This window comes from Treponema sp. J25 (genome assembly GCF_004343725.1).
Taxonomy (GTDB): Bacteria; Spirochaetota; Spirochaetia; order Treponematales; family Breznakiellaceae; genus J25.
In genome coordinates this window covers 22,969-35,501 of the sequence record NZ_PTQW01000056.1, presented here as the reverse complement: position 1 = coordinate 35,501, position 12,533 = coordinate 22,969, and the positions used below count along the sequence as shown (strand labels likewise).

Annotated in this window: 12 protein-coding genes; 4 read left to right on the top strand and 8 right to left on the bottom strand. The window is 54.3% G+C overall.

Features of this window, described 5'->3' with window-relative positions; translation table 11 throughout:
• Both C5O22_RS13195 and C5O22_RS13190 read left to right on the top strand, forming a co-directional pair.
• The coding region (locus tag C5O22_RS13195; RefSeq protein ID WP_207895393.1) for a hypothetical protein at positions 1–678 on the top strand (678 nt) is incomplete at its 5' end.
• Positions 679–767: 89 nt separating this feature from the next.
• A complete protein-coding gene (locus C5O22_RS13190; RefSeq protein WP_132782546.1) occupies positions 768–1,430 on the top strand; it encodes a DUF998 domain-containing protein in 663 nt (220 codons plus the stop codon).
• A 129-nt stretch (positions 1,431–1,559) separates the two neighbouring features.
• Here the strand turns inward: C5O22_RS13190 and C5O22_RS13185 are convergent, their stop codons facing one another.
• From C5O22_RS13185 to C5O22_RS13160, 6 genes are read right to left on the bottom strand one after another with little or no spacing between them, the layout of a single operon-like run.
• A complete protein-coding gene (locus tag C5O22_RS13185; protein ID WP_132782545.1) occupies positions 1,560–2,783 on the bottom strand; it encodes a hypothetical protein in 1,224 nt (407 codons plus the stop codon).
• Positions 2,776–4,326 carry a hypothetical protein gene (locus tag C5O22_RS13180; RefSeq protein ID WP_132782544.1) on the bottom strand — a complete coding sequence of 517 codons (1,551 nt, stop codon included), beginning with the start codon at positions 4,324–4,326 and terminating at the stop codon, positions 2,776–2,778. Before C5O22_RS13180 ends, C5O22_RS13185 begins: the two co-directional genes overlap by 8 nt.
• A gap of 2 nt (positions 4,327–4,328) precedes the next feature.
• Positions 4,329–5,333 (bottom strand): hypothetical protein, encoded by a 1,005-nt coding sequence (locus C5O22_RS13175; protein ID WP_132782543.1) that lies wholly within the window; start codon positions 5,331–5,333, stop codon positions 4,329–4,331.
• Complete coding sequence (locus tag C5O22_RS13170; RefSeq protein ID WP_132782542.1) at positions 5,330–5,938, bottom strand: hypothetical protein; 609 nt, start codon at positions 5,936–5,938, stop codon at positions 5,330–5,332. Before C5O22_RS13170 ends, C5O22_RS13175 begins: the two co-directional genes overlap by 4 nt.
• Positions 5,910–6,626: a hypothetical protein gene (locus C5O22_RS13165; RefSeq protein WP_132782541.1), complete on the bottom strand. Its 717-nt coding sequence runs from the start codon at positions 6,624–6,626 to the stop codon at positions 5,910–5,912. Before C5O22_RS13165 ends, C5O22_RS13170 begins: the two co-directional genes overlap by 29 nt.
• 8 nt (positions 6,627–6,634) lie before the next feature.
• On the bottom strand, positions 6,635–8,293 hold the full coding sequence (locus tag C5O22_RS13160) for an adenylate/guanylate cyclase domain-containing protein (protein ID WP_132782540.1): 1,659 nt from the start codon (positions 8,291–8,293) through the stop codon (positions 6,635–6,637).
• 99 nt (positions 8,294–8,392) lie between these two features.
• On the opposite strand from C5O22_RS13160, the gene amrB reads away from it, so the two are divergent.
• Positions 8,393–9,283: an AmmeMemoRadiSam system protein B gene (gene amrB, locus C5O22_RS13155; RefSeq protein WP_132782539.1), complete on the top strand. Its 891-nt coding sequence runs from the start codon at positions 8,393–8,395 to the stop codon at positions 9,281–9,283.
• Here the strand turns inward: amrB and C5O22_RS13150 are convergent.
• A complete protein-coding gene (locus C5O22_RS13150) occupies positions 9,280–9,873 on the bottom strand; it encodes a tetratricopeptide repeat protein (protein WP_132782538.1) in 594 nt (197 codons plus the stop codon). The two genes, amrB and C5O22_RS13150, sit on opposite strands and share 4 nt — an antisense overlap.
• A 37-nt stretch (positions 9,874–9,910) precedes the next feature.
• Here C5O22_RS13150 and C5O22_RS13145 point away from each other — a divergent pair, with 37 nt between their 5' ends.
• Positions 9,911–10,846, top strand: a complete 936-nt coding sequence (locus C5O22_RS13145; protein WP_132782537.1) for a M15 family metallopeptidase — start codon at positions 9,911–9,913, stop codon at positions 10,844–10,846.
• 24 nt (positions 10,847–10,870) lie between these two features.
• Here C5O22_RS13145 and C5O22_RS13140 read toward each other — a convergent pair whose 3' ends face one another.
• The gene (locus C5O22_RS13140; RefSeq protein ID WP_132782536.1) at positions 10,871–12,229 is read right to left on the bottom strand and encodes a hexokinase family protein; all 1,359 of its coding nucleotides are present in this window, start codon (positions 12,227–12,229) and stop codon (positions 10,871–10,873) included.
• Between the last annotated feature and the right edge of the window lie 304 nt (positions 12,230–12,533).

The following is a 12,533-nucleotide window of genomic DNA, read 5'->3' as shown; positions in this document are numbered from 1 at the left end:
CGAAAACCTGGCAAAGTGATGCAGAAACAAGCGGCGGATCTCCGTAAGGCCCTGGAAGAAGAAAAGTCCCTGTCTACCCAGAAAGACCAGGATCTGGAAACCCAGAAGAGGCGTGTCGCAGAGCTTGAAAAGGCCCTGGAACTTGCCCGAACCCAAACACAGCAAGCCCTGAACACCGCCACCGGGAACCAGGGAAATGCAGCTACCGCAGGAACAAGTGCCGGCCCCGCAGTTCCCGGTGCGGAAGCCCTTGCGGCAAGCCCTGAGTATACGGCCCTGAAACAGGAAAATGAACGCCTTAAAACAGCCCTGCAAGAATATGAGCGCCTTTCGGCGGCGTACCGAACCTATCGGACCAGGGAAGATACCCTTCTTGCCCGAGGGGGTGCCAATTCACTGGTGGAGGCCCGGGGAAGTCTAGAGGCCTTTTTGAACGATCCCGCCATTCGGCAGGTGTTCCCCGATTTACGGGAACGGATCCTTCGGTACGAAAAGGAATTTGTCACCGCGGGTCAGAAAGAAAGCCTGTACCTGGCCCGGGAGATTGTAGAAACGGTCCTACGACTGCAGGACGAGCGGAGTCGGAATCGTTACCTTGAGGGGCTCCAGAGCCGGTATCAGGACAATGAGGCCATGCGGAGTTTCCTTGAAAGTCTTAAAAAGAATTTAGGGACCTAGCTACCTGGCACCTTCTGCAAAGGATCGAGCGGGACAAATCATGGTTTTAAGGAGAGGTAAGAAAAAAAGTCAGAAAAAAGGAGGTCCCGGTGAAGGGGAAGCGGAATCGGAGCATCATCATTTCCTATAAAACCCTGCGACAAAGCATTGGCTGGCTCGGCATAGCCCTGCCCGTGGTGCTTGTGGTAGGGGGCTGGATAGTGCAACCGGGCCATATCGAAGGGAGCATCAGTAGCTACTACTACACTAACATGCGGGACCTCCTGGTGGGTATCCTCGGCGCCGTAGGGGTCTTTCTCATCACCTATCAGGGCTACGACCGGCTGGATAACTGGGTTACCAACGGAAGCGGCCTTGCGGCCTTTGGTATAGCCCTCTTTCCAAGCGATTATCCGGCCGACCCGCCCCTGCCGGTGGGGATTTTTCACCTACCTTCAACAATTTCGGTGTATTTCCACCTGGTAAGTGCGGCCTGCTTTTTTCTGCTTTTAGCGTACAACGCCTTTTTTCTCTTTACCAAAACAGGGACGGGCCGGCCCGGCCCCCGCAAACTTCTGCGGAATTTGCTCTACCGTCTCTGTGGTATTACCATTGTAGCGTGCCTTATAGGTATCGGCCTCTACCTCTGGCTCTGGCAGGATACCTTTTTGCGGCACCTGGCCCCCATTCTAGCACTGGAAACCCTGGCTCTCTGGGCCTTTGGGTTTTCGTGGCTGGTTAAAGGTGGTACCCTCTTCCGGGATAGAGCCTAGGGCTCAGGTGATTCCGCAAGTATTTCCGGCACTTTTCGCGGCTTAGAAGACCTTCTTTTTTCTTTCTGTAGAGGGACCCTTTTCGAGAGTATAGATGGGGGCACTTCTGTGCCTGTGGGGGCGCTTTCTTTACTCTGCCAGGCGATAGAGCTCCGCCGTGGGAATGCGGTACAGGCTTACCTGGTACTTCCAATAGGCCCCATACTGCTGTTGTTCCCAGGAGCTTAGCTTCCATCGAATCAAGCGGCTAAAGAGCATTTCCGGGTGCCCACCCCCACCAAGACCATCGTTGACCCACACCTCGTGGATAAACCGGCAGGAACCGGTGGGAATTACGTATTTCAGGTTCCCCTCGGGGCTATAGACAAACATCTTGGTATCAAGCTCGGCCACCAGGTCCCCGGTGGAAAGTATCCGGGTAATCCGGTTGGGGATGGGGAGTTTATAGGGGTCTTCACTGCTATTTCCAGAATCATTCCATTTGTAGGTAACGAAGGTACCGGTCCCCCGAACCTGGTAGGAAACATAGACCGGTCCCGCGGTATTCTCATCATAGGGATACTTACCGACCCAGAAGGAACCTTCCGGCAATTCCCGCGGCGGGCGAAGGGTGTATTTTGTGGGGTTGGATGGTGGGAAGGAATCTCCGGCCTTGTAGGCATAGACATCTATCCCTGGATTCCCAGAAGTATTGCGCCACCAGGAAGCGATATAGACCTGCTCTACGTTATCGGTACTATTCATGAGACTCCCAAAGCCTATGCTAATAAAGCTCCCATCAACAGAAGGAATATATTGGTTGCACGGGTCATTGGGGATTGCCTGCACAATTCGGAGATTCTGAGGGTCCCCCCCATACACCATTCCATTTGCTCCATACTGGAGGAGCCAGGGGCGCTCTCCTTTATAGAAGGGTAACTCTGAAAAGAAAGAGTTCCCTACAACCATGCCAGAGGCCAGGCTTGAAAGATAGCCAATCCGCAGCCGGTTATTTTCCTCCCACACCCAGAGACCCGTATTAAGATAAAAGGTGGTGCCATCCTTGGCGGGCCAGAAAAAGCCATTTGCCGTCCCATAGGCTCCATAGAGGGTGTACTCCGCCACGGGATTCCCGAGTTTTTCCACGGCCCACGCAGAGGCGCTTACGGCAGGATCAAAGGGGGGATGCCAGCAGGAAGAAGCAAGAAGGCCAAAGCCAAACAAGAGGGTCGTAAGAATATACTCCGAAAGCCCCCGGCCCACCCGGCAGGCAGCCGGGAGATAGAGGGTAAGTTCCCGCCGGGCGTCCTCAGGTGTAAAGATATGACTGCGGAGGCCACAGGGTCTCCGGAATGTGGCAGCGTTCTTACTCATAACTAATTCTTACCCCACAACGAAAGACAAAGAGATCCAGGTACCAGCGATCGCTGTACAAAAAGAACGGTGAACTCCCTTCCGACTGCGTTTTCTGGTTTGCCACAAGGAGCAGCCCATCCGCAAAGGGATACCAATCCACCCCCAGCTCTCCCAAAAAAGACCACTGACGATTTACCCGCCAGAGAAGGCCCCCCCGCCCCAGCACGATGAGGGGCGCCACCGGATCCAGGGCTGCCTGGTCCAGGTTCAACCGGAGCAGGGCCCCCAGGGCCACATAGGGACGGATAAACTGGTGATTCTCCCCAAAGTACCACTCTCCTACCAGGCCCGGAAGAATCATAGGCAGGGAAATCGTCATGGAAACGTCACTACTCTCCCAGATAGAGGGGAAGTAGAACCCCACGATGTACTGTTCTGCCCCAATTTTCAGGTGGAGCCGGTTCTGGAAGAAGTAACGCCCGAGCCAAAAATCTCCAAACTGCCCCCGGAGCATACCCCACTCCAGGGTGTTCCGGAGAAGAGGAAGAGGCGAAAGCGCCAGGGTTTCCTCCTCGTTCATGGTAAGCCAGGAACCAGAGAGATCCTCATGCCCCGGGGTTGTCGCATGCCAGGAAAAGCTGTGTAACTTAGGCACCTGAACCACCGCAGTTCCCTCTTCGGGAATAATGACAGGTTTTTCCGTAAAACCCCGGACCCGGGTGCCCGGAAGCCCCTGGATGGTCAGGGATGTGACGTAATCGGTGGACGATAGGGAAGATACCGCATCCAGGAGGGGGAGCCAGAAGGTCTGAAGGAGTTCTGCTTCGCTCGGGAAGGGAGCGTTCCACTCCAGGGTATGGATAATCTTCAGGCTGATCACATCCCGCAGGGAAAGACGAACAAAAACCCGGGCTCCTTCTTTAGAAGAAGGAGTTCCTGCCCCTTCCCCGCCCCGCGGGGAAGAAGGGGAAGCCAGGCTAATGGAACCGCTTACCAGGTAGTCGTAGTTCCGGGGGGCGGCCCAGCGAAGGAGCACATTTTCCTTTTCTGTGGGAGAAACCTGGGCTGGCAAAGATGGGCTCTTTGCTTCCGTGGAAAGGGCCTCTGGAGCAGTCCCCCCTGGGCCGCCCCCCGCAGTGGGTCCTTCTTGCCCTGCCGGCGAGGGCGTCAAAGAAGCCCCGGCGGAGCCGGCATCCCCTTGCCCCTGGGCTTTAGAGGCCGGGCCGACTTCCCCGGGGTGCCCATAGATTTCTTCCGACCCCCGTAAGAGCTGGCCCTGGAACACCGCCCCGACCTGTGGCAGGGAGGCAAGGCTCGCCGCAAGGGATTCTTCCCAGAAGGAGGGCAAAACCGCCCCGGCTCTCTGAACGCCCTCTTGCACCTCCAGGGATACCACAAGGAGGAGACTCGCCGGGGAAGCATCTTTCTTTCTATCCTCCGGCAGGTCCAGGTTCTGGGCGCCCAGCCCGGGACCACCACCAAGGTAGACCAGAAGCACCAGCAGTCCCCGGAGTATCCAGAGCCGTGTTCCCTGTTGCCATCCGCGTATTCGTATCGTCATGGTTACCACCAGGTCCGCAAAAGATAAAGCCGCCGCCGGTTCCGGTCATAGCAGGCCCAGCGCCTGCCATCGGCGGCAAAGGCAAAAACCCCATCCTTAAGATTAGGCATAGCAAACTCATCGAGCTTGGAACCTTCGTCTAAGGAATAGCGGGAGAGCCGCACCCCATCATCGTGCTGCACCGTAATCACTCCACCGGGGCTTATCCAGGCGCGACCATCGTTCCCCAGGGGAATGCGGGGAAGCGGCGCCGTTGGTGAGCCATAGGCCGACTGAAAACCAAACGAAGAAAAATTGGAAACCCCATAGGGGCTTACCGTCTTATCCGTTTCATTTTTGATAAGAAACCAGAGGGTATCGCCCACCTTGAGGAGGTCCACAAGATAAAAGGCCGCGGAGACGGAGCCTAAAGTCTTAGTATCCACATCACTAAAGTCGCAATACCAGAGAGTATTAGTATTCGAACTCACCAGGTAGATTTTGGGAGTTCCCGAATCGGGGGCCACCACCACCCAGGCCCGGGAAAAGGAAGAACCAGAAGAGAAGGAATTACTCAATGGATCTTCTTGGAGAGAACGGGGATCTATCAAGATGTAAGGAGAAGTCTCAGAAATGGGCCCTCCGCTGATAAGGCGGCCATCGGCGGTAATCCCCAGGTAGGCCCCGGCGGGCAGGTTCGCCAGGCTCTTCCGGAAGGCCAGGGTATCCCCATCAAAAAAGAGGAGCAGGGGTCCCGCCGAAACCTGATGCCAGACTAGGCCGAGGTACCGATAGGAAGTCCCCTGGTAGGCGCCATCCAGAAAGACCATGAACCCCAGATCTCCCAGGGAAGGGTCGGCCCCCGCGGCCTGCAGGTAGGAATCAAGCTGGACCAGGCCCTGGCTATTCCCCAGGTAGGAAGGGAACACATCCAGTTTAAGGAGTTCACAGGAAAGGGTAAACGCAAAAAGGACAAGCAAGAGGGAGGACTGGCCGGCCAGGGGCCAGCGATACTGCTTCATCTTCATTTTATCAGCACCCCCAGGGTCCAGAATTGGGGCCCCATGTTAGGGATTTCCATCCAGGCCCGGTCCAGGTACCCCGTTCCCCAGGCAAAGGGGAAGCGATTCTTAATGAACACCGCCCAGGTAGGGAAATGGTACTCAAAGCCCACCCAGAGGATATCCGTCACCAGGTCCAGGCGGCCTATTTCGCCTGCCAGGCCAGGCACCCAGGTGTAGATACCCCCCAGGGCCATGCCCAGAGCAATCCGGAAGGGGTCGTCCACCCTTCGTTGCAGGTATACCCCCAGTTCGCCCCGGACTTCCGTATGGAACACCGGATAGGATCCCTCTTGAAAGGTATGATTCATCCAGAGGGCATCCGAAAGGGAAAGGAAAAAGCGGTCCGGGAAAGGATACCAGCGCATCCCCAGTTCTGCCCCCATAAGACGGGTAAGGGTGACAGAAGCCCACCAGGCCTGGGTTGTTTTTTTGTGTAACTCCGGAAGAAGAAAGGGCTCTCTCGTAATTCCCCTGGGGAGTACCAGTTCTTTGGGCCAGTAGCCCTCTTTTTCAAGGGTAATGGGCACGGGTTTTTCTGCCTCAAAGGGAACATAGGGGGCGAGCACCATCCCCCCCCTCCAGAGTTCCCACCGCCACACCCTGGGCAGAGTCCCCAAAAAATACCGAAATGCCCTGCTGGGTTCCCTTAAAAAGCTGACGATGTTCCACTACCTCTATCGGCTTTATCGGCTCTTTTTGTTTTTCCTTCCAGCTGGCCAGGATACGCCCCACTGTTTCATCCAACTGTGGTAAGGCCGAGAGGCCCGGGAAAAGGAAGGAACTGTCCGAAACGACAAGACTCTGCGAAAGCCCATCGTAGATACCCATGTACCAGCTAAAACGGGTTCTTTCCCGGTAGGTCCGGACCACCACAAGCCAGCGACTCTTTGTTTCCTGGGCCCTTTCAAACCCATAGAGCACAGAGGAGAGTCCCCCTTCTTCTGATAAGACCGGGCCAGCAGCGGCCCGAGAACCCTTTAGTTCTTCCTGGAAGGAAATTTCAAAGCCCTCCTGCCGAAGAGCATATTTTAGAGAAGAAAGGAGCATCGAGGTATATTCGTCGATTGCATCTTTCGCGCGGTCCTTCGCCTCTTCCCCAGAATTGGTCCATCCGTACAGGATTCCCCAGGAGGTATATCGGAGCTTTTCAGTTTCTTCAGGATGTTCTTCCCCCAGGGCTGGCTTCCCATTAAAAACCAGAAGGAACCAGACCATTCCTGCCACCAGGGGTGTTCTGAGGGATTTCGGTACCCGCATACGGCTTCTCATTTTTCGGTCATCACCTCAACCCCATCCCATTCTGGGGGTGGTGGGCTCTTCTCATAGACCCCACAGCGCTGGATGTATTCCTTTGCCAGGGGATCCTCCGGAATAAGGCTCAGGACCCGCTCAAAGAGTCCCCGGGCGCCCGAGAAATCCCGTTCATAGTAGAGTCCCAGGGCCTGCTCATGAATATACCACCCTTCGGTTTCTTTTTCAGTTATGCGGGTGCGGCTGGTATAAATGGGCACCCCAATGGTCTTTCCCTTTACAGCCACCTTGTCCACGGTTCTACAGAGGACCTGGTCCTTCACCTGTTCATAGACCGACTGGGAAAAGAGAATCGGCTGGTGATACTTCTTGGTAAGCCCCTCAAGGCGGCTTGCCAGGTTTACCGTATCCCCAATGACGGTATAGTTCATCTTTTTTTCACAGCCAATGTTTCCCACCGTTACAATGCCATAGTTAATTCCCACGCCAATCTGGAACTCGGGGCCCCCTAATTTTTTCTGTTCCGCGTTAAAAATAGAAAGGGCGTCGATCATACCAAGGCCCGCAAGGACCGAATCCAGGGCATCATTGCCATGTTTTACGGGGGCACCGAACACCGCCATAATCGCATCCCCGATGTACTTATCCACCACCCCATTTTTTCCCATGATGACATCCACCATTATTGAAAAATAGCGGTTTAAGGAATTCACTAGTTCATCGGGGGCCATTTTCTCCGAAATGGTGGTAAAACTCCGAATATCCGAGAAAAGGATCGCCACGTCCCGGTTATCCCCCACGAGCATCTTTTCGGGGTTCATGAAGACTTCGTCGATGACATCCTTGGGAACGTAGAGCTGGAAAATGTTGCGAATTTTTGTTTCCCGTTTCTGTGCGACCACGGCTTCGAAGGCATATTTTTTTATCTGCGTATAGGCCTGTTCCAGTTCCTGGAGCATCACATTAAAGGTGTAAGACAGCCGACCAATCTCATCACGATAGAGGACCGGAACCCGCTCCGAAAGATTGTTCGTTTCAATAATCGACTGCATGGTATCCGTCACTATCCTGATCGGACGGGTAAGGAAGCGGGCAAAGAGTAACAACAGGGCGCTGGCCACAACCAGGGCTCCCACCAAGATATATACAGAAAACTGCCCTATCCGGCGGGCCTGGCCGTAAAAGGTGCTTTCCTGTTCGGATACAAAGACCTGCCACCCAAAGGGAACAAAAGGAAAGGTCACCGCTACCCGGTTAATATCCTGGGCCAGGAAATTTACAAGCCCCCGTTTTTGCTGGGCCCCATAGTCCTGCAACAGGCGTTGCTCTTCCGGCTTAAACGAAAGGGGTCCCACCACCATGGCAAGGTTTCCCTCCCTGTCGAAGGCACAGATGGCCTCCGTATCGCTGCGGAGGACGCTTCGAGCAAAGGAAACCACCGCCGCCTGGGCGGCCGCTTCCATCTCCGGCTCCCCTACCTTGCCATTTTCCACCAGGAGCTTCCACTGACTTTCCGCATACTGTTCTACTTCTTCGGCCTTAAAACTGAGAAAATCAAAGGCCACCGCCGTTACCGAAGAGACCGCAAGAAAATAGGAAGCTCCTCCGACGAGCACCACCGACGTTACAAGGAGGGGGAGCACCACACTCAATATTTTAAGCCGGATACTCATAAAATTAATTATACCTATTTAACAGTTTTTATCTAGTCATTACAAATGCATATTTCAAAGGGCCTTGCAAAAAGGAGGTTCCGGGACTACAGTTGAACCATGGCAAAAGCCTCAGCGGTAAAAATTCGGGACATGCTGCTCGCCGATTTTTGGTACCCCCAGGATGAGGACATAGCCCGGCGCCAAATCCAGGGCTACGAACAAGAACAGTCGTCCCTCCTGGTACATTCCCTTCCTCTTCAAACCCCAGTTGCCGGACAAGAGAAGCTTCCCTCAGGGAAGGTCCATCTTATGGTCCTTCCCCATGCGGCCTGGGACCTCGTGGGACCCCTCCTTTCCCGGGCTTTCTTGTACACCCGGTCTACGCCCTATCAACACATCATTCTCATCGGGCCTTCCCATGACTCGAGGGAAGAAGGCATTTTTGTCAGTGAGTCAGATATCTTCACCACCCCCCTTGGTCCCGTAAGGGTCGATACCGACGGGATAGAAGAATTTGCGTCGACCAGTACCCTGGTAACCACCAACGATATTCTCCATCTTTCTGAATATTCCTTAGAACCGCTCCTTCCCTTTATTGCCTATTATTTTCCCGACACCCCCATAGTCCCGGTTTTAACGGGGAAAATTCCCCACTGGAAAAGTATTCTGGCTTTACAGCGGGCCCTGGAACTCGTCATGGCAGGGACAAATGGGGAAGTGCTTATCATTATCTCCTGCAATTTTTCGAGCTCCCAGAAAGAACTGAAGGAAGGTTCCTTCGCCCCCCTCTTTGCCGCCCTGGAAAACCATAACGAAGAGGCCCTCCTCACGGTTGTCCGTTCTATCCCCCTGGAGATTTGCGGCCTGCCGGCGCTGCTAGCCTGTCTGCGATTATCCTTTTTTTCTTCCCTTACCATGAGGGTCCTGGGTTCTCTTTCGGTAGATGGAGAGGAAGGGGGAAACTTTCACTATTACCATGCCCTTGTATGGGAAGAACCGGGGACTTAAGGGCGAATGTAGCGTTTTATGTTCTGGATATGGTCAATGGCAAGCATTTTTAGCTGGATGGGAGCGTCCTCATTCGCCAGGCGTTCGAGCAGTTCCAGGGCCCCTTCCAGGTCTCCCTGGCGCAGTCGCACCGAGACCAGGGCGTACATGGCATGATAATCCCAATGGTTCAGGGCATAGGCCTCTTCGATAAGGGCTTCCCCCTCTTCCAGATTCCCCAGGCGGGACACCACCACCCCCAGATTGCGCAGGATGCTCCCATCGTCGGGTCTCAGCAGGGCTGCCGTACGGAGGGCCTTTTCTGCTTCCCCATACCGGTCCAGGCGATACAGGGCACATCCCAGAGCCTCGTGAGCTTCGGGAATAGTGTTATCCAGGGAAAGGGCCCACTGGAGGGCCTTTACGGCCTTTTCATTTTGTCCGGCTTCGGTATAGGCTATACCGAGGGCTGTAAGGACCGTACTGTCCCGGGGGTCCTCTGCAACGAGGTCCTGAAGGATGGTAATGGCTTTATCATATTCATAGCGGGCCATCAGGTTTTGAGCATCCAGCAGGCTCAGCACCGGATCCCGCGGGGCTTCATCGTTCATAGTATCAATATACTCTATTTTTGCGCAGGATTGGTAGATGATTCAGAAAAGATTGTATACTCTGATGGGGGTCGGCGTTTTTCTTGGGATAGTTCTTATAGGGCTTGGGGCCCTCCCGGCATACCAACGCCTTTTTGGGCCCCGGGAGGTTCTTAAAGCCTATGAGCAGGCCTTCCCCGATCGGGTGCGGGATGTTTCCTGGCAAGAGGGAGACTGGACTATCACGGTGGCAGAAACTACCCTTTTCTGGGCCCAGGGAAGGATACTTCCCGCAGAAGAGCGGAGCGAATGGCAAAAGTACCTCCCCTACGTATTCTACACCTATCCGGAAAGCCCCCCCGATCCACGGCAATACACCCCCGAACGAATAGAACAGCTTCGACTCCTGGGAGATGCGGAACAAAGAAAAAACGGCCCGGACCATCATCCCCTTTTTCGCAGCCTTTTGTATGAGGGCCGTTCCCGGGGAGAAGTGGAAGCCCAGATTGTAGCGATCCAGTTTTTTGGAAAAAAAGTTTCTGTGCATCGGCGAATTGCGGCGGCCCTGCGACGGATTGATACAAAGACCCGTTCCCTGGCAAAAACAAATCAAAAGGTGGCTACCTTTCTCTCTACCGTCGGAACTATCGGGGGATACAACTGGAGAGAAATCCGGGGGACCCAGCGGATGAGCTTTCATAGCTGGGGACTTGCCATCGACATACAACCCAAACGGCTGGGAGGTAAGGTAATATACTGGGGCTGGGAACAGGAAAAAAACCCTGATTGGATGCTGGTTCCCCAGAGTGAACGCTGGGCCCCGCCGGCCGAAATAATTCAGTTGTTTGAACAGGAAGGCTTTATCTGGGGTGGCAAGTGGGACCTGTATGACCAGATGCACTTTGAATATCGGCCCGAGCTCCACCTGCTTAAAAAGCTATCCCTGGAAAGCCTCCAGATTCCCCCAGAGGAACCCCCACGAAAAGAAGATTAACCTTCCTTCCGTGGGTTGGCGCTTCTATTTTGAAAGGGCCGCCACGGCGGCTCCAAAAAGGGATGCCTGCTCCACCGGGGAAATCACCACCGAGCGGGGAGCCTTATTGGCAAGCATCGTATGTAAGTAGGATTCCAGGGCTGGTCGCATCCCCTTATAAATCATGTAGGTTGTGCCTTCTACGGCGATCCGCACCGGCACAAAGGGATCATAGCCGGCCTTGATTTTTTCTACCGCCGCAGCCACCGTGGCGGCCGCAAAGAGGGCCGCCCGCTCGGTGATAATAGACGTTAGGAAGACAAGGGTCGCCAGGGCATCCCGTTCATCCCGATCAAAGAGGGAGCCGATGGGACCTTCGCCGGTAAGGGGGTTATGCATGAAGGCATTCAGGTCCTTGGTCTGCAGGGTTTCCATCGCAAGAAGTTCCTGGGATCTTCGGAACACTAAGACTCCATCCTGGACCGCCTTTTTCAACATATATAACGTGAGGGGACCCAGGTAGGCCCCGGCCATGGTTTTTTCGAAGGTGTATTTTCCGGGATTCTTGGTGGTGGCATCAAATTCTTCATCCAGCCGTCCCGTATAGCGGGTCCGGAAACTCCCCATTTCGCACACCACAATCTGGGGATTCTGGGGATCCTCAAAGCCAATCTTCGGGATATGGGTTTCAGGGTAGGCCACATTCATCCCGGTGCCCAGGATAAACCCTATCACCGGCCCCGCTTCCACGGCATACACATCGGGACCTTTGCGTTGCCCACCATCGGCGGGAATTTCAGCCAGCCCCGAAAGCAGGGTCGCCACCGTATCGTTGAGAAGCACAATTCGTTCTGGTGCCGAAACGCCCTGCCGTGCCAGGGCATCCCTCAAACCTGCCCCAATGGCCTTGCCGATAACTTCGGGGGCATCAACCTCCTTGCTGAACCCTAAAAGGATGCCGTCCGCATCCTTGGTCATTTCCATGGGGTAGGAAAAACAAAAACCTATCCCCGCCACATCAGGATGTTCCTTGAGTAACGGCGCCGTAACCGCCGCAATTTCATCAAAAAAAGCCCGGGCAGAAAGCTGTCCCTTCGTTCCCGGCATATGGGTTTTAATCGTATTTTCCGCTATCGCTTTCCCCTGTTCATTAAAACGAACCAGGGCAGAACGAAGATTCGTTCCCCCCGCGTCAAGGGCAATAACCGTCTTTCCTGGAGGAACCGAGGAAACCGGGTAAAGATAGGAGGGCAACATGGGGAGTGTAGAAGGCTCTCCCCTGAGGCCCCGTTCCATTTCTATGATGAGATCTTTTACCAGCGCTACGGGATCACATACGCCATAGTGGAAACCATAATATCGGGCAAAGTCGGCCAGGAGCCGGGGGTCAAAGTTGGATCGCATGAAAAACCTCCCTGAACAACGTCCTTTTTCTCCCTTTTGTATATCCTATCAAGGAGCTCTGAGCAAGAGGGCAAGGCAGTTTTTCCCTCTCCTGAAGTCTTCAAGAAACGTTTCCTGCCTGGAGTCCCCTTGGGAAATCACCAAACAGACAAATAACACCGGCGAATAAAAAACTTTTCAACTATACCGGCTTCTCTCAGCCTGATCTTTTACTCTACGACTAGCTCTACAAAAAAGTCTTTGGTTTTCCCTATCTTTTTTTCTTTTACCCCTTGCAAGGACGCTTTTCACCACTTTATAGTAT

What these genes read in the sequence shown, in the direction of transcription:
- C5O22_RS13165 (WP_132782541.1), bottom strand. Translation starts at nt 6,626, where the DNA reads ATGCGGGTACCGAAATCCCTCAGAACACCCCTGGTGGCAGGAATGGTC.
- C5O22_RS13150 (WP_132782538.1), bottom strand. Translation starts at nt 9,873, where the DNA reads ATGAACGATGAAGCCCCGCGGGATCCGGTGCTGAGCCTGCTGGATGCT.
- C5O22_RS13180 (WP_132782544.1), bottom strand. Translation starts at nt 4,326, where the DNA reads ATGACGATACGAATACGCGGATGGCAACAGGGAACACGGCTCTGGATA.
- C5O22_RS13140 (WP_132782536.1), bottom strand. Translation starts at nt 12,229, where the DNA reads ATGCGATCCAACTTTGACCCCCGGCTCCTGGCCGACTTTGCCCGATAT.
- C5O22_RS13175 (WP_132782543.1), bottom strand. Translation starts at nt 5,333, where the DNA reads ATGAAGATGAAGCAGTATCGCTGGCCCCTGGCCGGCCAGTCCTCCCTC.
- C5O22_RS13170 (WP_132782542.1), bottom strand. Translation starts at nt 5,938, where the DNA reads ATGGTGCTCGCCCCCTATGTTCCCTTTGAGGCAGAAAAACCCGTGCCC.
- C5O22_RS13145 (WP_132782537.1), top strand. Translation starts at nt 9,911, where the DNA reads ATGATTCAGAAAAGATTGTATACTCTGATGGGGGTCGGCGTTTTTCTT.
- amrB (WP_132782539.1), top strand. Translation starts at nt 8,393, where the DNA reads ATGGCAAAAGCCTCAGCGGTAAAAATTCGGGACATGCTGCTCGCCGAT.
- C5O22_RS13185 (WP_132782545.1), bottom strand. Translation starts at nt 2,783, where the DNA reads ATGAGTAAGAACGCTGCCACATTCCGGAGACCCTGTGGCCTCCGCAGT.
- C5O22_RS13160 (WP_132782540.1), bottom strand. Translation starts at nt 8,293, where the DNA reads ATGAGTATCCGGCTTAAAATATTGAGTGTGGTGCTCCCCCTCCTTGTA.